The sequence below is a fragment of the Aeribacillus sp. FSL K6-2848 genome (assembly GCF_038004325.1).
In the GTDB taxonomy this organism is placed as follows: domain Bacteria; phylum Bacillota; class Bacilli; order Bacillales; family Aeribacillaceae; genus Aeribacillus; species Aeribacillus composti.
The window spans coordinates 3,978,673-3,998,917 of record NZ_JBBOQQ010000001.1 but is presented as its reverse complement, the minus strand read 5'-3'; the positions used below and the strand labels follow the sequence as shown (position 1 = coordinate 3,998,917).

Annotated in this window: 18 protein-coding genes and 2 pseudogenes; 8 read left to right on the top strand and 12 right to left on the bottom strand. The window is 39.8% G+C overall.

Going from position 1 to position 20,245, the window contains the following annotated elements; translation table 11 throughout:
* The first annotated feature begins 479 nt into the window (after positions 1–479).
* On the top strand, positions 480–1,397 hold the full coding sequence (locus NSS70_RS19140) for an Rpn family recombination-promoting nuclease/putative transposase (protein WP_445290591.1): 918 nt from the start codon (positions 480–482) through the stop codon (positions 1,395–1,397).
* 432 nt (positions 1,398–1,829) lie between these two features.
* Positions 1,830–2,069: a hypothetical protein gene (locus tag NSS70_RS19135; protein WP_339193526.1), complete on the top strand. Its 240-nt coding sequence runs from the start codon at positions 1,830–1,832 to the stop codon at positions 2,067–2,069.
* Between the two features lie 313 nt (positions 2,070–2,382).
* Here NSS70_RS19135 and NSS70_RS20955 read toward each other — a convergent pair.
* Positions 2,383–2,649, bottom strand: a pseudogene (locus tag NSS70_RS20955) (IS1634 family transposase); the annotation flags it as partial.
* A gap of 452 nt (positions 2,650–3,101) precedes the next feature.
* Here NSS70_RS20955 and NSS70_RS19130 point away from each other — a divergent pair.
* A complete protein-coding gene (locus tag NSS70_RS19130; RefSeq protein WP_117017421.1) occupies positions 3,102–4,439 on the top strand; it encodes an MFS transporter in 1,338 nt (445 codons plus the stop codon).
* A 458-nt stretch (positions 4,440–4,897) separates the two neighbouring features.
* On the opposite strand, the gene pdxA is transcribed toward NSS70_RS19130, so the two are convergent.
* The 5 genes from pdxA to NSS70_RS19105 all read right to left on the bottom strand — a co-directional run bounded on the left by pdxA (position 4,898) and on the right by NSS70_RS19105 (position 10,120).
* Positions 4,898–5,893, bottom strand: a complete 996-nt coding sequence (gene pdxA / locus NSS70_RS19125; RefSeq protein WP_339210568.1) for a 4-hydroxythreonine-4-phosphate dehydrogenase PdxA — start codon at positions 5,891–5,893, stop codon at positions 4,898–4,900.
* Positions 5,890–7,191, bottom strand: coding sequence for a four-carbon acid sugar kinase family protein (locus NSS70_RS19120; RefSeq protein ID WP_339197905.1), 1,302 nt, complete (start codon positions 7,189–7,191; stop codon positions 5,890–5,892). Before NSS70_RS19120 ends, pdxA begins: the two co-directional genes overlap by 4 nt.
* An 18-nt stretch (positions 7,192–7,209) precedes the next feature.
* The gene (locus NSS70_RS19115) at positions 7,210–8,172 is read right to left on the bottom strand and encodes a 2-keto-3-deoxygluconate permease (RefSeq protein WP_339210567.1); all 963 of its coding nucleotides are present in this window, start codon (positions 8,170–8,172) and stop codon (positions 7,210–7,212) included.
* A 158-nt stretch (positions 8,173–8,330) separates the two neighbouring features.
* On the bottom strand, positions 8,331–8,894 hold the full coding sequence (locus tag NSS70_RS19110; protein WP_340882305.1) for a helix-turn-helix domain-containing protein: 564 nt from the start codon (positions 8,892–8,894) through the stop codon (positions 8,331–8,333).
* An 86-nt stretch (positions 8,895–8,980) separates the two neighbouring features.
* Positions 8,981–10,120, bottom strand: coding sequence for a sigma-54-dependent Fis family transcriptional regulator (locus NSS70_RS19105; protein ID WP_339197896.1), 1,140 nt, complete (start codon positions 10,118–10,120; stop codon positions 8,981–8,983).
* Between the two features lie 155 nt (positions 10,121–10,275).
* Here NSS70_RS19105 and NSS70_RS19100 point away from each other — a divergent pair, with 155 nt between their 5' ends.
* Positions 10,276–10,476: a hypothetical protein gene (locus tag NSS70_RS19100; protein WP_339197893.1), complete on the top strand. Its 201-nt coding sequence runs from the start codon at positions 10,276–10,278 to the stop codon at positions 10,474–10,476.
* Between the two features lie 169 nt (positions 10,477–10,645).
* Here NSS70_RS19100 and NSS70_RS19095 read toward each other — a convergent pair whose 3' ends face one another.
* On the bottom strand, positions 10,646–10,843 hold the full coding sequence (locus tag NSS70_RS19095) for a hypothetical protein (protein ID WP_339197890.1): 198 nt from the start codon (positions 10,841–10,843) through the stop codon (positions 10,646–10,648).
* A gap of 634 nt (positions 10,844–11,477) precedes the next feature.
* On the opposite strand from NSS70_RS19095, the gene NSS70_RS19090 reads away from it, so the two are divergent.
* The 4 genes and pseudogenes from NSS70_RS19090 to NSS70_RS19075 all read left to right on the top strand — a co-directional run.
* Complete coding sequence (locus NSS70_RS19090; RefSeq protein ID WP_340882302.1) at positions 11,478–13,082, top strand: PucR family transcriptional regulator; 1,605 nt, start codon at positions 11,478–11,480, stop codon at positions 13,080–13,082.
* A 137-nt stretch (positions 13,083–13,219) separates the two neighbouring features.
* Positions 13,220–14,248 carry an ISL3 family transposase gene (locus NSS70_RS19085; protein WP_340882298.1) on the top strand — a complete coding sequence of 343 codons (1,029 nt, stop codon included), beginning with the start codon at positions 13,220–13,222 and terminating at the stop codon, positions 14,246–14,248.
* Positions 14,249–14,320: 72 nt separating this feature from the next.
* Complete coding sequence (locus NSS70_RS19080; protein ID WP_339192846.1) at positions 14,321–15,931, top strand: IS1634 family transposase; 1,611 nt, start codon at positions 14,321–14,323, stop codon at positions 15,929–15,931.
* A gap of 96 nt (positions 15,932–16,027) precedes the next feature.
* Positions 16,028–16,270, top strand: a pseudogene (locus NSS70_RS19075) (transposase); the annotation flags it as partial.
* Positions 16,271–16,505: 235 nt separating this feature from the next.
* Here NSS70_RS19075 and NSS70_RS19070 read toward each other — a convergent pair.
* The 5 genes from NSS70_RS19070 to NSS70_RS19045 all read right to left on the bottom strand — a co-directional run bounded on the left by NSS70_RS19070 (position 16,506) and on the right by NSS70_RS19045 (position 20,137).
* Positions 16,506–17,156 (bottom strand): ABC-2 transporter permease, encoded by a 651-nt coding sequence (locus NSS70_RS19070; protein ID WP_339192839.1) that lies wholly within the window; start codon positions 17,154–17,156, stop codon positions 16,506–16,508.
* Between the two features lie 2 nt (positions 17,157–17,158).
* A complete protein-coding gene (locus NSS70_RS19065; protein WP_066251558.1) occupies positions 17,159–18,013 on the bottom strand; it encodes an ABC transporter ATP-binding protein in 855 nt (284 codons plus the stop codon).
* Positions 18,013–18,393: a GntR family transcriptional regulator gene (locus NSS70_RS19060; RefSeq protein WP_066251550.1), complete on the bottom strand. Its 381-nt coding sequence runs from the start codon at positions 18,391–18,393 to the stop codon at positions 18,013–18,015. The genes NSS70_RS19065 and NSS70_RS19060 overlap by 1 nt, the downstream gene beginning before the upstream one ends.
* 258 nt (positions 18,394–18,651) lie before the next feature.
* Complete coding sequence (locus NSS70_RS19050; protein ID WP_339200065.1) at positions 18,652–18,942, bottom strand: hypothetical protein; 291 nt, start codon at positions 18,940–18,942, stop codon at positions 18,652–18,654.
* 877 nt (positions 18,943–19,819) lie between these two features.
* The gene (locus tag NSS70_RS19045) at positions 19,820–20,137 is read right to left on the bottom strand and encodes a transposase (RefSeq protein ID WP_232515537.1); all 318 of its coding nucleotides are present in this window, start codon (positions 20,135–20,137) and stop codon (positions 19,820–19,822) included.
* Between the last annotated feature and the right edge of the window lie 108 nt (positions 20,138–20,245).

The following is a 20,245-nucleotide window of genomic DNA, read 5'->3' as shown; positions in this document are numbered from 1 at the left end:
AACGCAGATATGCTTCGGTATACTGACGGTTATCTCCTTTCCCGACGGTCACCACGGCAGGATTAAACACACCGTCACTTTGCTAATTAAAATGGTAACCTAAGAAAAATGAGGAAGGATTACTCATGTTCTTGTTTTTTGGAAGACAACTAGGATCTATTTCTAAGGAAGGAGGAACTTGCTGTGTAAAAGGGCTTACCTTTTGGTATAGTTTTTGGCTCTGTGCAAAATTTGTCGAATCATTGATGATTGAAAGATAAGATAAAGTGTATTACAATAACATTATCAGAACATACGTTCTGAATGTATATGGTGGCAAAGTTTTCATTAAAACGTCTGCTGGTTGAGATTTGTCAAGAAGTGCGTTTTGGAAGGTGATGTACTTTCCTTTATCTGAAAAATCTGTAAATAACTTCTGCTTTTCTTTAGATAAACCTCTACTCTCCCCAAAAATTCTCCTCGAAAGGATGATTCCCATTATGAAGGAATACCTCGATTTAAAATTGGATTTTATGTTTAAACAATTGTTCGGCCATCCGAGCCGAAAGCAGCTTACAATCGCTTTTTTGAATGCGGTTTTGCATCGGACAGGCCATGATCGTATCATTGATGTGCAGTTTGATAACACAGAGCTGGCAAAAGAGTTCGAAGAAGGGAAAATGAATCGGCTTGACGTGCTCGTGTGGACCGACCGAGGCGAGCGGATTAACGTGGAAATTCAAATCATTGACCAGCACGATATGCCGGAGCGGATTTTGTATTACTGGGCGAGGCTCTTTTCCCAGTCGCTCTTCAAAGGCCAAGGGTACAGCGAACTTCCTCCCACCATTATGATTGCAATTCTCAACTACCCGCTCTTTCCGCATGAAACCGATCGGTTTCACACCATCTTTCATATCCGCGAAGATAAAGAACAATTTCTTTGGAGCGCGCATCTTGAATTTCACGCCATTGATTTATCACAATTTATGGTAAAATGGAAGAAATATAGACGTGATGTGAAGCGATCTTCGGAGTGGCCCTGGTTGATGATGCTGTCAGCGGTGGATGCCCGGAAACAAGAGATTGATGAGACGATTCTCAAGGAACTGGAGGTGTTGGCGATGAACGAGCAAGAAATTCGCGAAGCATTGGAAGAGTGGGAGAAGCTAAGCGTCAGTTCCGAAAATCGCTACGCGTATGAAATGCGGCTGAAATGGCTGCGGGATCAATTGTCCAATCTTCTTGGCGAGCGGCGTGCGGGGATGGAGGAAGGGTTGAAACAAGGGCTAAAGCAAGGTCGGGAGGAAGAACGGAAGAACATGATCCGACATATGTCGGCGAAAGGAATGGCAGCGAAAGATATTGCCGATCTCACTGGACTTGCGGAAGAGGAAGTGCGAAAGTGGTTGAAATAGATTGCCTGTCATTTGTCGAAGCCGTTTGACAGTGGTTTAGGCTTATTCATCCGAAGAAGTAGTGGAAACGTTAGAAAACCTGCCGCCTAATAAGGCTTTGCTGCGCCATCGAAAAATAAATGTAGCACTCGGTAGGCGAAAAAAATGAAAGTGCTCTTGCATGAAACTGAAGATCGCACTTTCCTTTTAAAGGACATTTCCATGCAAGAGCTATTTTATATCCCCTAATTTTTGAGCTACGGGTATTATTCAATAGAAACCATGCTGGTCATTCAGCATGTTGGTATCATGGACTCTAGCGATTGGGCAAATCGCCGAATTCCCTCGGGAATGGATTTTGTTTCTACTCGGCCGTAGGTAAAACGTATATATTTAATTAATCATATTGAAAATAAAAAAGAGTCACAATCTGTATCTCAAATATTAAGAAGTATGCCAGTTTGGGGAAAATGGTACGGACCTGGACATGGTGGCGGTGTACCAAAAAATAAATTAGATTCTTTATGTATGACACATGATCTTTGTTATAAAGTAAAAGGATATTTCGATTGTGGCTGTGATAAAGCTTTAGTAGCTGGGATAACTGCCGCTCTTCTATTTATGAAATCTGACGAAAAAAGAGCTGCCTTAGCAGTAGCAGCTTATTTTAGTATAGCACCTTGTAAAAAATAATAGAGTGGGGAATTAAATGATTTATAAACTTATCATGTTTATAATATTTTGTATTTTAATGTTTATAGGATATTTAATTGAATGGATTACAGGAGGAAGACCTTGAATTTAGGATCATTATCTTAGTCAGTTCTTGAAAATACAAAACATCAGCTAGTACTTTCGCTTGTTGACAAAGTCTCTGCTTAGACAGTCTACAAGCTTTATTACTATATCTAAAAGTTTGACAGAGTACACTAAAGAAAAGCCCGAAAATACTGGTGTTTTGGACTTTACCCACAACACGGGGGTGTCTAATAAGTTGTTTTTACGGCATGATTTTACGTAATAGCCGACCAAGCCCTAACTTTTCCCATATCTTTCGGAACAGATAAACCGGCCCAAACTCTTTTGTCCAAAGCACGGAGACAGAAGAGGAAGAGCCTTGCCCGTGAATTCGGTCAAAGTAACGCTCTGAAAATTTGGCTAATCCCTCGATTATGTTATCGACAGAGCCATTCTCTAATAAATGTTCTAACCTCCCTAGATTACAAAGCGTTTGTTGCCGAACTTTATTGTCTACACGAAATGTACGACATATTTGTAGATATTGACGAACAGAACCATTTTTATTTTTTTGCTTGGGTCAGGTGCCTGTCACCACTCGATGCCCTGTCTGAACTCAAGGGATGGTAAAAAAAGTATACATATCCGTCTGTCATGACAAGGGATGAGAGTCCAAAAGCACTTACGCAGGAAATTCAAAAAATGGTTCGCTAACCTATGACTTACACCTGTTTTCAGCGAACCAAAAAAGCTCCAACAAAGTCTTGACTGACTCCGGAAAACGATGCTCATACACAAATGCACATTTATTTGTTAAAATATTAATTATATTCTGACAAAAATGAAACCTATCTTTTTCGGAAGCAAGAGGTATTCTTTCGAAAAATTTACATTCATGAAACAAAATCATTAAATATAAAAAGTAATCTATATATGGAATAAACGGTTTGCGGCCGTTTTATCACCGACAGAATGGGGGAGGGTGCAGTGGAGAAGATTGCCTCGCATGCGTATGAAACAAAGAGGCAGCCGGGCTGGAAACTGTATGTTTCGTTGCCGATTTTATCGTGGGCGTTGTATGATTTTGCGAATACGATTTTTTCCTCGAATGTGAACACGATTTTTTTCCCGCTTTATGTTTCGGAAACGGTGGGAAAAAGCGAGAGCTTGAACCAGATCGCCAGTACATTTATTTCGTATGCGAATGCGTTAGCCTCTTTCTTTTTAGTGATATTTTCACCTTTATACGGCACATGGATTGACCGGACCGGGAGAAGAAAGAAATGGCTTGGGATTTTTACGACTCTTTCGGTTACGGCAACTTTGCTTATGGGTGTTGCCGGATATTCGAATCTTGGGAATGCCATGTTTGGATTGCCGGCGTCTTTTGTCATAATCGTGCTTTTATTTGTCGCAGCAAAGTTTTTTTACCATTCGAGCCTTGTTTTTTACGATTCCATGATTTCCAGTTTGGGGAATAAACAGGAAATACCGCTTATCTCCGGTTTTGGCGTTGCTGTCGGATATGTCGGAACGCTTGTCGGGCTAGCTGTGTATCCGTTTGTTGGAGAAATGGATTACTATCGGGCTTTTATTCCAAGCGCCCTTTTGTTTCTCCTCTTTTCTTTCCCGCTGTTTTTCTTTGTCAAAGAAGAAGCCGAAAAAGCCGATGCCTTAAAGCGAAAGGCCGGATTTTTTGCAGGCTATCGGGATATTTATGCAACATTGAAAGAAATGAAAAAGTATCAAAACATTTTTACATTCATGATTGCTTATTTCTTTTTGAATGATGCGGTGGCGACGACGATCGCCATCATGTCCGTTTATGCTAAAGTCATTGCCGGGTTTACGGCAGGGGAGTTCATCCTTTTATATTTAGTCTCCACAGTTTCAAGTATTATCGGTTCCTTTCTTTTTGGCTATATTACGAGAAACAAGGGAGCCAAAAAAGCGGTTTTGTATGTCGGCATCGTGATGTGCATCGCACTGGCGATAGGGGTGCTTGCTTTTTCCAAGCTTTCTTTTTGGATTGCTGGGAGTTTGTTCGGCGTCAGTTTAGGAGCGATGTGGGTCACTTCGAGAACATATATAGTCGAACTTTCCCCGCCAGATAAGCAAGGGCAATTTTTCGGACTGTTCGCTTTTTCTGGAAAAGTGTCAGCCATCATTGGTCCAGCGATTTATGGAAGCATTACCCTCCTTTTTCATTCATACGGAAACATTGCCAATCGGTTGGCGATGGGATCGCTTTTGCTGATGGTGCTCCTTGGCATTTTCTTTTTGCTGAAGGTAAAGCCACAGGCGCCTGCCGCGCCGAAAAGCTGACGGAGGTTTTATGGGGGCGAAAGCTATTCCGTCATTGAAATCATGGAAACAGAAATAGCTTACCAGCCGCCATCTGGGCGCTCTTGTTCGTCTTGCTTGTTTGCCTCATCGCTAAAAATTTATGAAGAACTTATTTTTAAAATTGGTTCTAAAATGAATTGACTTAACCGGACAAAAAATTAAGGTCAAGTAGATGAACAACCATATCCGAGCATACTGCTTATTTAGCATAAATGATCCGAATAGAAATTTTACATGGAGTGGCGGACATGTTAGGCTTGATGCCTTGCGAAGCAAGGATTGGCGCTCGCTCCTTTCGCTAGGAAACATGTCCGCAGAAGCTCCGTGTCAAGCGATATAGACCTAAAATTTTATACAGGGAATGGAATATTCGTATTTTGTCATTCATACATTTTTTAATTGCCAAAAACAGATAAATAAAGTAAAAAGGTTGGTGTTTAAACTTTCGGAGCCAGTTCGACAGCGGCGCGAATGGCTTCGAGCATGCTGCGTTCGTCCGCCAGATTTTTTCCTGCGATATCAAAGGCTGTTCCATGGTCGACAGATGTGCGGATGATACCGCCTTTGAGGCCGACGGTGATGTTTACTCCGGCTTCCAGCCCCAGCACTTTAATAGGGGCGTGCCCTTGGTCATGGTAGCAAGCGACAACAATATCAAAATCTCCGCGCACCGCACGGTAAAATAATGTATCTGCCGGATATGGTCCGGTTGCATTGATTCCTTCCTCTTGTGCTTTTCGGATGCCGGGAATGAGTTTTTCCTCTTCCTCTCCATTGCCAAACAGACCGTTTTCTCCAGCGTGTGGATTAATGCCGCACACGGCGATGCTTGGGTTTTCTTTTCCCGCTCTTGTTAACGTTTCGTGAGCCAGCTTAATAACTTTGTAGGTCCGATCGGGATTAATCATTTCAATCGCTTTAATTAACCCGACATGGGTGGTGATATGAATGACTTTAAGTTTTGGAGAGGACAACATCATTGCATAATCTTGAGTGCCCGTTAAATCGGCCAAAATTTCGGTATGTCCCGAGTATTGATGTCCGCCTTTGTGCAGGGCTTCTTTATTTAAAGGAGCTGTGCAAATGGCTTGAATATCCCCGTTTTTCGCTAATTCGATGGCGCGTTTTAAAAATTGGAATGCGGCATCGCCTGCAGCTGCTGATACCCGGCCAAAAGGCAAATCGGCGGGAAGCAAATTTAAATCGATGCAATCAATTGTGCCGTATTGGCAAGCTGCTTCCTTTACCGATGAAATAGGGTGAATGGCCAGTTTGGAATTGGTAATTTGAACTGCCCGTTCTAATATTTTTGCATCTCCTATCACTAAAGGATTGCATTGTTCATAAATGGATCGGTTTTGCAAAGCTTTTACGATAATCTCCGGCCCTACACCGGCAGCGTCTCCCATCGTGATTCCGATGACAGGTTTCATTTGGCATCTACTCCTTTTAATTGGTGAATGGCTTGAATAAATGTATTTTCCGAACCAAAGGCGCCCGCCTTTGTTACTACGTACATTCCTGAGTCATGAATTAATTTCGCTATTGGCACTCCTGTTTCCACTTCATCCAGCAATTCAAAACCCTTAGCCCCGATTTTATCGCAAACATGTTTTGCCGTATCGCCGCCCGTTAAGATCATGGCGCCAAAATATCCTTTCTGAATTAACCTAGCGGCGGCTTCTCCTAGGCTTTGGGAGATGAAATTGCTTATTTTGATTGCGCTCAATCCTTTCGATTTGCCTATTTCCTGCACCTGTTTGATTTCATTTGGCGAAGCGGAAGAATAGAGAGCGACATGATAACCTTGTTTAGCCCATTGTTCCGCTTGGTGAAAGGCCTTTTCCATCTCCTCATAACGGTACTGGTCATTGCTTGCGAGTTTTATCGAATCTACCGGTATTCCTTTCACGTTTTGTAAAGAAAGGGCGCGATCGAGCTGTTTGCGGGAAACTTGGCTTACACTGCCTACGACGAGCAGAATGGGCCGTTCGATTGGCTCGATCATGTCCGCTTTGTTTGTTTTTTGCAGGTGATAAGCTTCGGGAAGATAATTGGCTAGACCTGCCGATCCGACCCATACGACTTTTTCATTGATCCGGCACACGTATCGGACGATGTCCTGCAAATCTTCCTCGCTTAAGGAATCAAAGATGATGTAAGGAATACCTATTGCCCGATAACGATCAAGCTGTTCTTTGACTTTGTCAAATCCGAGACGAAGGGTTTGGTAGTCAATCAGCCCTATAGGGCGCTTCGTCTGCTTTGCTATTAAACTGGGAACATATGATTCTTTTATCGGGCATTTCGGATCTCGTGATAATTCTGTCTCATGCAGCAATGTATCGTGTAAAAAATGATGCCCTTTATAAATGGTTCTCCCGTTTTGAGGGTAACCCGGTGCAATTATCATAAATGTCGGTTTTATTGTATCGTAAATGGCATCGATTTCCGCTCCGATATTTCCTCTAAGGGTGGAATCGATTTTTTTGTACAGGTGGCGAAATCCCATCTCCTGTAATAATTTCGCTGCATTCTGTACACGCCGGTATGCGTCAAGCGCGGGAAGCGATCGGCTATCGGTGTCGACTACGATTGCCTCTATATCCCTCACACTGGACAGCCCGGTTAGATCAAACAAGACCTGCGTGGCAAGCCCCTTCCTGGCGAATTGCACTCCGGAATCGGAAGCGCCTGTCAAGTCATCGGCAATAATGGCTAGTTTGTTCATCCTGTCTCCCTCCGTCCATCAAACCGTTGCTTTGTTGTCTGCCCCGATCCGTTTTGCCCACCAAGCGGTGACGATTGGAACCAAGATGTCGGTGACGATGACACAGGAAGCGACCAATGCAGTGGCTGCGGGAGCTACCGGAGCATACGAAGAGTTGGCTGCCGCAACTGCCGCAGGGACACCCGCTGCATTGCCTGCTGTTGAAGCGGCCGCAAGCCCTGCTATGCCATTGCCTCCTGTCAATCGGTCAACGACCCAAAGCACCGTACCCGTAATGAGTACAACTGCGATCCCCAGCAAAATTCCTGCAATTCCCGCTTTCCACACGTTCAGCAAGTTCAGACCAGCCCCCAGTGCGAACGCAAAAAATGGAACTAACACTGGAACGGCACGCCCGAGAAATTCGCGCAGCTCTTGATCCAAATTGCCAAGGATCATCCCGATGACCAAGGGTAAGATCGCACCTACCAATGTTTGCCAAGGGAAAGCGGAAAGTCCTGCTACTCCGAGTGTTACCATCGTCAGGAACGGACCTGATTCCAAACTCATGATCGAATAAGCAGCGACGTCCTCTTTCTTGCCAAACTGGCCCATCAACGCCATGTACAACCCGCCGTTTGTGTCGTTCATGGCTGCTACGATGGCTAACACTGACAACCCTGCAAACATCCCTCCGCTAATCATGCCTTCGCCGAGGAATTGGGCGGCAATGATCCCGATCACTGCTGCGATGCCTACTTTGCTGAGGAGCAGCACGCCTCCTTTTTTAAGGATGTACGGAGTGGCTTTAAAATCAATCGTCGCCCCCATGCACACATAGAAAACAACTAGGATTGGCAACGCTCCTGTCAGCAGCGCGCCTGTGAACGAACCGAAAGTTTTCGCTGCGTTCGGAAACAATGTGTTGATGATGGCTCCCACGATGAGTGGAACGATCATCATTCCCCCTGGAATGCGATCCAACGTTGCTTTGATTTTCATTTTTTCATCTCTCCCTCACAATTATGTTTAAAAATGAAACAGTTTTATAAAAAAACGCATACAGAAATCGCTTACATCTATATTTTATTTATGTTTAATTTATCAACAATTTTTTGATTTATAATAAAAAAACTGAAATAATGTTGCATAATGCAACGTTATTTCAGTTTCCTCCATAACGTACTCCGATTAATCCCTAATCTTTTGGCTGCTCTTGTTTGATTCATCTCTTCTTCTTGTAATACTTTCCAGATAATGTCTTTTTCAATTTCGGCGAGCGGTTTATTGAGATCAATCACGGAGCAGCCCAGTTGAGTGTGATCATCCGTGTTTTTCAAAATGTCGTTGAAATCTTCTTTCCTTATATACTCATGATTCGCAAACTGAACGGCTTGTTCCATCACACTGCTTAATTCTTGTAAATTATTTTTCCAAGTACGGCTGTACAGCCACTTTAGCGCTTCTTCCTGCACACCTACAATTTGCTTTCCGTATTTGACGTTATATTGCGCAATAAATTTTCGGAGATATTCGTCCAAATCTTCCGCATGTTCTTTTAGGGACGGCAATCGGATTTGGTTTTGTTTAAATTGTTTAAAAATTTGAACCGATAATTTTTTTTGTTGCAACAAATCAATCGGGTTATCATGAAATAAAAAAATAATGCGTGCTTTTGTCTGATCGATGAGTTGCGCTAGATGATTTTGGTGTTCCAACCGCAAACGTTCCACACCTTGGAAAAAACATGTCCCCATTTCCAAATGGACGAGGATGAGTTTGAGATAGTCTGCAATCTCGCGATGATCTTCTAAGATCCGGATGAGCAGCAGAAAACCATCTTGCGCCTTGCTTTCACAATGAATGATTCCGGCCAGTGTTTTTTTCCGGTTCCTTTTTCTCCGTATAATGCTACTGGCTTATTATGCGCCGCAGCCTTTTTTCCTTGCTTAATAACTGCTTGCATCAGTTGGCTGTTCCCGGGAATCTGTGAAAAGGAAGTCATGATTGGCTGAATGGCAGCAACGGATAGGCCGTATTCTTGCCGGTCTTCCTTCTCTTCGTCCGAAAACCGCAGGTAATACTGGTTTTCGGCATTATCCGTTTTAAGGTATCCTTGCCGAAACTGCATCAGTTCATCGTCGGTTGCGAAAGTGTACAATATTTCGATCGGTTCAATTTTTTTGCATAATTGCGCACACGCATTGTGGAGAAACGGAAAATACGCATAAATAGAAGATTCATCCGAATCCTTTTTGATAAATCGCAATATCTTTTGAAAAGAGGAATTAGCGAATTGTATCGTGCCATTTTCGTCATAAACAACAATAGGTTCTTTTGTTTTTTGCAGCAGTTGTTGATATATTTTTGTTTGTTTGGCGGTGTTTTCAATAATTTGATAAGTTTGTTTTGCTTGTTCAAACGCTTCGATCACGGACTCTCTGCCTGAAGTAATCAGTATGCTCTGAAGCCCGTGCGCTTCCGCTGTCTTGCACGTGATCGTGTCTCCGATGATCGCTTGGGCGCCGCCGGCCTTCGCTTGTTGGACGGCCTCCTCTACCTCTTCTTGATCATGGATAATGGTATAAGGAATTTGGACGCCTAAAAGATTGGAGACAGAAATAAAACCTTGGCATATGTTGGGGAATCCAATAATGCGAAGATGTGCGTTATAGTCTTTGACCAATGTCAATATACGCAATATGTCATAGCCGGAGACTTTTATTTCAATGACTGGCAGTGATGCATGCTGGCGCAGCAGCTGCGCGGTGCCGCCGCGGCTGATAATGAGATCATAGCCTTCTTTTTCATATTGTTTCGCAATAGGAATCGCCTCACGTAAATCTCCTTGTACAACGGTCATGTCCAGCAATTGTTGTTCTTTGGCAAGGGTTAAGGCTAATTCTTTTAAACCAGGGTAGGGAGCAATCAATAATGTTTTGATTTTCATGTTTATCAATCCACCCATCTCATTTCTTTCTGCTACCATTCATTATAACTTACTTTCGCTTTGTGGTAAGTTTCCTTATGTTATTTTAGAATTGTTCCTCTGCTTGTCCCCATCCGGAGTGATGGTTCTATTTTTGTAAATGCGGATCATTACTTTTGAAAAGCGGACGGTGGTGGACTGTAGCTTTTGTACGGCTGGCAGCGATCAACCCCGTCATGAAAGAATACCTCGATTTGGAAATGGATCTCATGTTTAAACAGCTGTTCGGCCATCCAAGCCGAAAGCGGATTGCCATCACTTTTATGAATTGTTATTTCATAGGTGCGGGACGCGGCCGCATTGTTGATGTTCAATAAGAAAATACGGAATTTGTGAAAGAAACGTAAGAGCGGATGAACGTAGAAATTCAAATAGTTCACAAGCATGATTTGCAAGATCGGGTATTGTATTATTGGCAAGGCTGTTTTCCTTTGCTCTCCTTGGAACAAGCGTATTCCGAACATCCTCTCACTATGGTTACGATCCTCAACAACCCTTTATATTCTCATTAAACAGGCCGCTTTCATACGGTATTTCATTTGCGTTAAGATGAGGAACATTTCCTTTGGAGCGCTCATATGAAATTCCATACGATTGATTTGTCACTGTTTTCGCATAGTATTCTTTCGTTCCGACATAGACTTTTTGCCGCTGCAGTGTATTCGGCATTTCATATGTTTTCATGACTGGCTAGCCCCCAACAAAAAACAGGAAGCAGTTTTTTCGCCCGCTTTTTCTTAATTAAACGTTTGATTAAGGATTGTCGGCTATCAGGCGCATATTGAAATGAGGTTAAATCCTAATGTTTGTGTAAAAGCCGACTCCTAGTTCAACAAACTTATATCTCCGGAAATAGAACCGCTTTGTGTCCGCTTCTTTTTACACAAATTCTTGGACTTCATCTTGAAACGACATCGCCGCATTTTTTAGATGTTTTCACCTATTATGTTCTTTTGTTGATAATATTCCCAAACCGTTGCGGCTGTTTTGCATATACGTCCGGGCATTTGTTTGTCTCTTTCAGGTTTCGTTCTTTCGGTTTTTTGTCGTAAACCATTCAATTTCGGTTAATGTCAATCTTTAGAAACTTGAATAGAGTAATTGGTTTTTTTTAGGAGAATAACGGGTTGACCTATAGATATGCCCTATATTTCCAAATCTATAAAACGAACAATCAACCTCATTAACTGAAAAATTTTTACGAAAATACGAACTATTTCCATTACTCTCAACAATTTTGTATTACTATCTTTTTCAATTGGTGATATAATGTTCAAAAAATATTTCCTTTTCAAATTTTTTTCGAGGCGATGAAGGGATGAAAGTAAAAGATGCATTAAAAATTGGCGAATTAGCTTCAGGAAAGATCGTTGCTGGTGAAAAGGGGATTTTCCGCAATGTGGAAACGGTTGAAGTCATGGAAGTTCCGGAAGTATTGAATTGGGCAACTCCCGGTATGTTAGTATTAACAACCTTTTATTCAATAAAAGACGATCCGGATAAACAAATTCAAGTTGTAAAGGATTTGATATCGATTGGGGCGGCTGGTTTAGTTATAAAAGTCGGAAGATTTATTGATACGCTTCCGGAAGAAATGATTGCCATTACCAATCAACATGACTTTCCCATCATCACTTTGCCTAAAAACATTTCCTATATAAACGTGTTAACACCACTTTATGAATGTTTATATAAAGAGAAGTATTTTGGACAGGGTCGTTCGGAAAATCCTTTGTCAAAATTTGGAGCAATGGAAATCGATTCGGTTCAAGAAGCGCTTGATGTGCTATCAAAGATGTTAAATGGATCCGTTTATATAGAAGATAACGAAGGAAGACTTCTATATGCTGCAAAAAACTTTACATCCGATGGATGGAGAAAGTCAACGGCACTTTTTTCACTGCCAACCTATCAGCGGTATGATGAAATGTTGGAGGAGTGGACAACTAAATTTTCACACACGAAAAATATTTTATTTAGTATAGAAGGATATCGAAAGCAAATGATTATCCCGCTTACTTATAAAAACCGCGTATTTGCCGTTGTCCACATTCACTGTATCAATTCTTTAATCACGGATCCTGTCTTTCAAAATCATTTAGAAGAAGTGGGGAACAAGCTAAAAGATGTATTATTGAAAGAACAGTTGTATAATCAGAGAAAACGTCTAAACGATTATGAACAAATGAATGGGTTTCTGAAGGGTTTTGACCATTTGGATCAGGCAAACGAAAAGAATAATGTCATTATTCACTTTTATTCGGACAGTTTAAACATCCCGTATTCCAATCCGTCTTTGATTGACTATGAAGGTTTAATTCGAAATAAGTTAATGGATTTCATTGAGCAATTGCAAATTCATAAAAGTCAAGTGTTTATCTTTATGAAAAACAGAAAATTTTATGCGCTCCTAACAGGTATTGAAGAGAATTATAGTGAAATGGTCCAACGGTGGAAAAACCAAATAGAGGCGTACAATAAATTGGATCCTTTAAGGGGATTATATGTCTCGATTAGTCCTTATTTTGGAAAAGGAGCCAACCTCGATACGGTCGTGCAATCTGTTACAAAAATCATCGAAGTCGGTTCGAATGTAAAAAAGGGAGAATATGTTTACACATATAATGAAATGGGAATTTATCAGTTTTTACTAAATTTAATTGATGACCCGTTTGCGAAACAATACGCACTGAACTTTTTGGCGCCATTGCTGGAAGATAAAAAGAATGATTTATTAAAAACATTGGAAGTTTATTTACAGGAAAATGGCAATGTTTCAAAGTCGGCAGAAATTCTGTTTATTCATCGGCGTACGATGACCTATCGATTGAAAAAAATTGAACAATTACTAAATATAGATTTAAACAATTCGGAAAATCGTTTTATTTTAATATTTTGCTTAAAAATCATGAAAATAGCTTAAGAGAGGCGAAATAAATGGTTCGTCTCTCTTTTTTGATTCATCACCACATTTTGTGATTTAACCCAAAAAATAAGGAAAACACTCACGAATTCCTGGCAATAATGTTAGCGTCACTTAACATAACAGGAGGTTCTAAAGTGTTTTCCGTATCACTAGATTTGCCAGAATTTGAAGTTGTTAAACAAGTGTTTCTTGAAGATTGCAGTTTGTTACATGTTGAGAAAAATACTACAGAAGAACGCTGTTCTTACTGCGGTTTTTTTTCTAGTCATGCCCATGACTGGCGGACAAGAAAGGTTCGTGACTTGTCCGTATTAGGTAAGCCCCTTTTCTTATTTGTCAGAGTGTATAGATACCGTTGTCACAACTGTAATGAGGGATTTTCACAAACATTTGAATGTATCCGTCCTAATAAGCATCAGACCAATCGGTACAGAGAATATCTGTACGAAATGTGCATTGGCTCTACTATCCAAGAAGTGAGTCGAAAGGAAAAAATACCTTATACAACCGTTGAGAGAATATTTTATTCCGTTGCTAAAGAAAAAGAGAAGGAGCATTTAGAAACTCTTGAAAGTGTTTTAGAAGACAATGAATTAATCCTTAGCCTTGATGAGATCGCTGTCCGAAAGGGTCACCGATATGAAACAGTTCTTATGGATACCCAATCCGGGAGTGTGCTTGGTATGGAACATCAACGGAGTTATCGTTCAACTCAGATCTTACTTGCCAAGAAGATTCTGTCTGATAAATGCGTTCATACCGTTGTTATGGATATGTGGGATCCCTTCCATAAAGCTGTTAAATCTATATTCCCAGAGGCCTGTATCGTCATTGATAAATATCATGTGGTGCAAAAGGTGACACATGCACTTGACCAAGTTAGAAAGAAAACTCCTGGACTAAAAAAGGGACGGTTTAAACTCTTGAAAGGTTCTGAAAAGTTAACGGCTAATGAAAAACAACAATTAGACGAGATGCTCAAAGAGCATTCAGAATTGTCATATGCCTATTTTCTAAAAGAACTATTTAGAAAAATATACCAAGTGAATGACTATGATACAGCTGATTCACTCTTAGACTCAAGTTTGACACCATTTCACTACATGTGGATAACTAAAGATGATTATACCAATAGTTATCCACTTTTTTTATCGAAAATATAATCATTATGTAGTGTTATGTGGATAACTTTTGTATATCCAATAATATGTAATATATGTTATACTATTAGTGCTATGTATATTCGAATTAATAAGCAAAAAAATAAAAATGGTTCTGTTCGTCAATATCTACAAATATGTCGTACATTTCGTGTAGACAATAAAGTTCGGCAACAAACGCTTTGTAATCTAGGGAGGTTAGAACATTTATTAGAGAATGGCTCTGTCGATAACATAATCGAGGGATTAGCCAAATTTTCAGAGCGTTACTTTGACCGAATTCACGGGCAAGGCTCTTCCTCTTCTGTCTCCGTGCTTTGGACAAAAGAGTTTGGGCCGGTTTATCTGTTCCGAAAGGTATGGGAAAAGTTAGGGCTTGGTCGGCTATTACGTAAAATCATGGATGATTCCGAGGCTGCTTCTCAGTATGACGAAGCCATTTTTGCCATGGTGTTAAACCGTCTCATGGATCCCAATAGTAAGCATTATATCTTCAAACAATGGATCGACACGATTTATGCAGAAGGTCTTTCAGACATCCAACTCCATCACTACTATCGTGCATTAGACTTCTTAAGTGAACAAAAAGAAAAAATTGAGGAACAACTTTATGGACATTTAACCGATTTAACCTCATTAGAAGTAGATATCGTGTTTTACGACACGACAAGCACCTATTTCGAAGGAGAGGAAGCAGACGAACTGCTGGCTCACTATGGTTACTCCAAAGATCATCGTGGAGATCGAAAACAAGTCGTGATTGGCTTATTAATGACCAAAACAGGGATTCCGATTGGGCATCAAGTCTTCCCTGGAAACATGCATGATACGAAGACATTTGGCATGGTGGTTGGAGACCTGAAGAAGCGCTATCCTATTCAGAAAGTCATTCTAGTGGGAGACCGCGGAATGGTTAGTGAAGCCAACTTAGATCAAATTCGTGAACTGGGCATGGAATATATTGTGGGTGTCAAATTACGAAAGTCGAAGAAAGCCCAAGAGCTATTATCCATCCGTGGGCCATATAAGAAGGTTCTCCCGAATCTAAAAGTGAAGTCAAAGAAAATCGATGGCGAAACGTATGTACTCTGTTACAATCCGGACGCTGAAGAACGTGATCGAGCGAGTCGTCAAGTCGTGTTAGAAAACCTTCAATCGAAGCTTGATGAACTCGGTCCATCTGGACTCGTCAAAAACCGTGCGTATTCCAAGTTTTTAACGATAGAAAAAGCATCGGCCAAAATTGATGAAGAGAAGGTATCCAATGACGAAAAGTTTGACGGAAAGTACGCCATTCGGACCAACTCGTCATTAACGGATGAAGAGGCAGCACTTGCCTATAAAGAGTTGTGGAGAGTGGAACAAGCCTTTCGTAACCTGAAGTCGAATCTAGAACTTCGCCCGATGTACCATCGAGTGGAATCTCGTATTCGAGGCCATATCATGGTTTGTTTCCTTGCGCTTGTCATGGAATCCTTTTTGGCCTATAAGCTAAAAGAAATAGGATGCCAAACAAGTGTAAAGGATATTTTGCATGATGTAAGCCAGATGAAGGCCTCGAAAATACGCGTGAATGGTGAAGAGCAAATCGTTCGTACAGAATTACAAGGTCAAGCAAATCTAGCATTTGAAGCACTTGTCACACAAGCGCCTCCTAGAGTATTAGAAAAAAACACGTGCCACTAACAAGTGTAGTGGTACGTGTTGTGGGTAAAGTCCAAAACACCAGTATTTTCGGGCTTTTCTTTAGTGTACTCTGTCAAACTTGAGTTAGAAGAATAGATTCAACTCGCATGGAGCAGCCCATTTCCTTCATTTCATCAAGTAGCCAAGACGATAGAAAATTGGAAGGCACAAATTTTACAATATTTTCTTATCCCTTTTACGAATGGCCGGATTGAAGGTACAAACCATAAGAGTAAGAACATCAAAAGACGTGCTTTTGGCTTCAGAAACCTTGAAAGATTTCGGCTACGTGTATTTTTGGAATGTACAGGTAAAACTTATAAAAATCAGGTTGCTTAACCATGCCCTTCATCAGCTTTCCGCATTGTAGTTGGTAGAATGGAATCCGTCAAGGAAAGCGCTTGACCTCTTCCATTCTACCCACTTAGTGGTCTGCAAGCTGACGAAGGAGCTACTCTAGATTGAGTATCAATCTCGCTAACTTATTGCCGGAATTGTGTGAACATCACAGAATATGGTGATGAGACGAAATAAAAATATGATTATTTTCATTCATATTCACCTCAAAAAATGATTATAAGTTTTTCCTTGAATAGATTCGGATTGATATAATCATTGAAATTAATCCCATTAAAACAGCTATAGCAAAAGGTATCCAATCCTTTATAGATTGAGGTATTGGTAAGTTAAAATTGATATTAATATCAATAGATTGATACCATTCAATAATAGTTGGCAGTATAAATGGAGTTAAAAAGACCGTAATAAAAAAGATATATTTTGTTTTTTCATACCCAAATTTAGTTTGAACAGGAATTAATAAACCGAAAAAAATAGAAATAATAAGAAGAGCTACTCCTACACTATAAATACTTAACCGTGTTAACCCATATGATGCACCAATTGCTGCAGCAAGATTATATAAAAGAAAGCACGCAATAAAAATGACGAGAATAAATACGTATTTTGCTTTAATAACACCATTTCGAGTATATGGAGTTGTACAAAGAAGGGCTGCCCCTTTATATTTATCCTCTTGAAACGAAATCATATTAAACAAAATATATTCCACAAATAAAACAGTAGTAAGAAAACTTATAAAGCTGCCGTTACTTAATCCTAATTTTGAATTGTTAAATATAGGTGCTACAATTGCAAAAATAAGCATAACCAATAGATACTTTTTTGCTAAAATTAAATCTTTTTTAACGAGATGAAGCAACAATTTTATCTCTCCTTTACATAAGCCAACATTACATCTTCAATGGAGGGTCTTTCTATAATAATATCTTTCATTTGCTCACATACTTGATCTACTTTATTGGTAATTCCTTCGAATCCAAATGGTGTTTGACGTAATCTTAAAAATAATTTAGTCGAGTGTTCATTTATTAAACGATTATCCCCTTTTATCAAAGCGTGTCTTTCTAATAGTTCGTCTTTACTTTCATTGAATACGATTTTGCCATTGTCGATTAAAATAAGCATATCAGCTACTTTCTCTAAATCAGACGTAATATGAGTAGAAAAGAAAACACTTTTCCCCTCTTCCTCCATGAAATCTAAAAGTATTTCCATTAACTCATTACGAATTAATGGATCAAGCCCACTTGTTGGTTCATCCATTATTAATAAATCCGCATGGTGAGATAGAGCTAAAGTAATAGCAAATTTCATACGCATACCTTTCGATAAAGTGGCAATTTTCTGGTTTAATTTTAAATTGAAACGATTTATGTAGTTTAAGAAAACAGATTCATCCCAATTCGTATATGCTGGGGCAATAATACTCTTCATTTCTTTCAATGTCATCTCTTCATAAAAATAGCCTTCGTCTAAAACTACACCAATGCGATTTTTTATTTCGCATTCATTTTTTTCCATATCTTTACCAAAAAATTTAATGCTACCGTCATCTTTGGGATAAAGTCCAAGAATGGTTTTAATTGTTGTTGTTTTCCCAGAACCATTTACACCGATGAATCCTGTTATGCAGCCTTCCTTTAGTGAAAAAGTTAATTGTTCTAAGCTGAAACTACCTAACTCTTTTTTTAAGTTATTTACCTCTAAAACGGCTTTCATCATTCATCATCCTCTTCAAAAATGATATCCATCATTGAGTAAAGTTCTTCTTTATTTATTCCAAGAGTTCTAGCCATTTGCCACACTTCTGAGAGCTTTTTTTCCACCAGATGCCTTTTAGATTCCAATAACATTTCCATGTTTTCAGACGCTACAAATGACCCCTTTCCTACAATAGTTATAATAAAGCCTTCTTTCTCTAACTCTTCATATACTCTTTTCGTTGTAAGAACACTAACATGCAAATCATTTGCTAGTGAACGAATGGAAGGTAGTTTTTCTCCTTCTTTTAATTCTTGACGGAGAATGGCACCCTTAATTTGATCTTTTATTTGTTGGTATAAAGGTTGTTCGGAACTGTTTTTAAGTATTATTTTCATAGAAAAACCTCTTTTAACTGTATATGTATTACATATACACCATATACATAATATACAATATTTACAATTAAATTTTAATTAAAAATTTTTGAAATATCAAGGTATTTACAAATTTACGTTTCATGCAGTCGGACAAAATTTTGTTGCAGGAGTTATATCAGTTGGAACAATTGCCGGCATTACAACAGTTATATTTGTTTATCTTTACGCAACAGTACGCGTTCTGTTCTCTATTCGTGAGTTTTATCGGAGCGAACCTTACGCGTTTTTTACTTTTTTGGGGTTAGGGGTAGTTCTTGCTGCAGGAAGTGATTTTTGATTTGATGGCTTTTCTGCAAAGAATGGATTTAAACTTCTCCCTCTCCTTTTCTTTCCTATCAAAAATATAACAATAGTGATAGAACAAAAAATCCCGCTCCCTTTGGTAAAAATAATAGGAGCGGGATAGATATCAGTGTTAAAAAATAGTTGTTTGATTTTTAAAGGAAATACCTCAATGATACGAAAAACAATAAAAAGTCCTTGGAAATTAAAACCATAAGCACGCAAAACAAAGCTCCCCTATCAAAAGATAGGAGAGGATATATTTAGTAATGAAACAAAGAAATTAACGATATATCTTGAAATTAGATGAAAATATTCCTTCATTATGCATTATGTGGTTCTACTTGTGCGCCCGGCATGGGTGTAATCTATAGGGTGAAAGTCCCGAGCTGCGAAGGCAGAAGTAGCAGTTAGCTTAACGCAAGGGTGTCCGTGGTGACGCGGAATCTGAAGGAAGCGAGCGGCAAACTTTGGGTCTCTCGGAACACGAACTTCATATGAGGCTAGGTATCACTGGGTGAGTTTGCAAGACAAAACAAAGCCCTTTCTGCCGAAGGTGATACAGAGTAAATGAAGCAGATGGATGGAAGGAAAGATTACACTCTTACCCGGGGAGGTCTGGCTGGCACGCCAAGTAACCTTGGTAACCTATCTAGTGATAGATAGCTGAACAGTCAGAAGTCAGCAGAGGTCATAGTATTAGTTGGTCTAGAACAACTAAGAAGGACCGAACAATTAAGAGAGAATAGCCCTTGGCATTCAGTGAGTCATGATGAACACAGAAAACGTAGTACCTCACTTGAGGGAGGAAGCGGTGAATCCCGTGGGAGATCTCTTGGAGGGTGGAGTGACCACTGGCATAAAGAGAACAGCTATTCACGGAAGTTATAAAGACTTGCGTCAATTATCTTAATTGAACCGCCGTATACGGAACCGTACGTACGGTGGTGTGAGAGGACGGGAGTTAATCGCTCCCTCCTACTCGATTAAAAATATTTTTATAAAACTCTTTCATTTCCGTAAAAATAGTAGGTTGAGCGATTCATTTCTAGAATCTCCAATACTTTTGTAATCGGATATCCTTTCTCGCTCCACTGCTCGGCTACTTCCAATTTTTCAGTAAGTGAGGGTTCTTCTTTTTTATCAAATCACGCAAAATCGCGATTTCTAAATCTTTTTCCCCTAATAGCTTCTTGAGCTGTTCATTTTCTTCCTCCAGCCTTTTGATTTCAGCTGAAGAGGAATGGGTAACTGTTTCTTGTCCTAGCTGTCCTTCTTCGTATGCCTTCACCCATCTTTGCACGAGATTCGGGCTAAGCTCGTATCTTCTAGCTACCAATGCTTTATTTCCAACTTCTAATGCTTCTTTCACTACTTGTAGCTTAAATTCCTTCGAATGTTTTCTTCGTTTCATGTACATCAAAAGTCCCCTTCATTGGTCACTTCGATTATAAAAAACACCTTATCGAGTGTCCAAATTCATTAGGGGGCTAATGAGAATGTAACTTTAGATGTTTTTGGTGATATT

Excerpts from the sequence above, each read along its gene's own strand:
- NSS70_RS19090 (WP_340882302.1), top strand. The coding sequence starts at position 11,478 with ATGAAAGTAAAAGATGCATTAAAAATTGGCGAATTAGCTTCAGGAAAG.
- NSS70_RS19115 (WP_339210567.1), bottom strand. The coding sequence starts at position 8,172 with ATGAAAATCAAAGCAACGTTGGATCGCATTCCAGGGGGAATGATGATC.
- NSS70_RS19080 (WP_339192846.1), top strand. The coding sequence starts at position 14,321 with ATGTATATTCGAATTAATAAGCAAAAAAATAAAAATGGTTCTGTTCGT.
- NSS70_RS19120 (WP_339197905.1), bottom strand. The coding sequence starts at position 7,191 with ATGAACAAACTAGCCATTATTGCCGATGACTTGACAGGCGCTTCCGAT.
- pdxA (WP_339210568.1), bottom strand. The coding sequence starts at position 5,893 with ATGAAACCTGTCATCGGAATCACGATGGGAGACGCTGCCGGTGTAGGG.
- NSS70_RS19065 (WP_066251558.1), bottom strand. The coding sequence starts at position 18,013 with ATGAAAGCCGTTTTAGAGGTAAATAACTTAAAAAAAGAGTTAGGTAGT.
- NSS70_RS19140 (WP_445290591.1), top strand. The coding sequence starts at position 480 with ATGAAGGAATACCTCGATTTAAAATTGGATTTTATGTTTAAACAATTG.
- NSS70_RS19095 (WP_339197890.1), bottom strand. The coding sequence starts at position 10,843 with ATGAAAACATATGAAATGCCGAATACACTGCAGCGGCAAAAAGTCTAT.
- NSS70_RS19135 (WP_339193526.1), top strand. The coding sequence starts at position 1,830 with ATGCCAGTTTGGGGAAAATGGTACGGACCTGGACATGGTGGCGGTGTA.
- NSS70_RS19045 (WP_232515537.1), bottom strand. The coding sequence starts at position 20,137 with ATGTACATGAAACGAAGAAAACATTCGAAGGAATTTAAGCTACAAGTA.
- NSS70_RS19105 (WP_339197896.1), bottom strand. The coding sequence starts at position 10,120 with ATGAAAATCAAAACATTATTGATTGCTCCCTACCCTGGTTTAAAAGAA.
- NSS70_RS19060 (WP_066251550.1), bottom strand. The coding sequence starts at position 18,393 with ATGAAAATAATACTTAAAAACAGTTCCGAACAACCTTTATACCAACAA.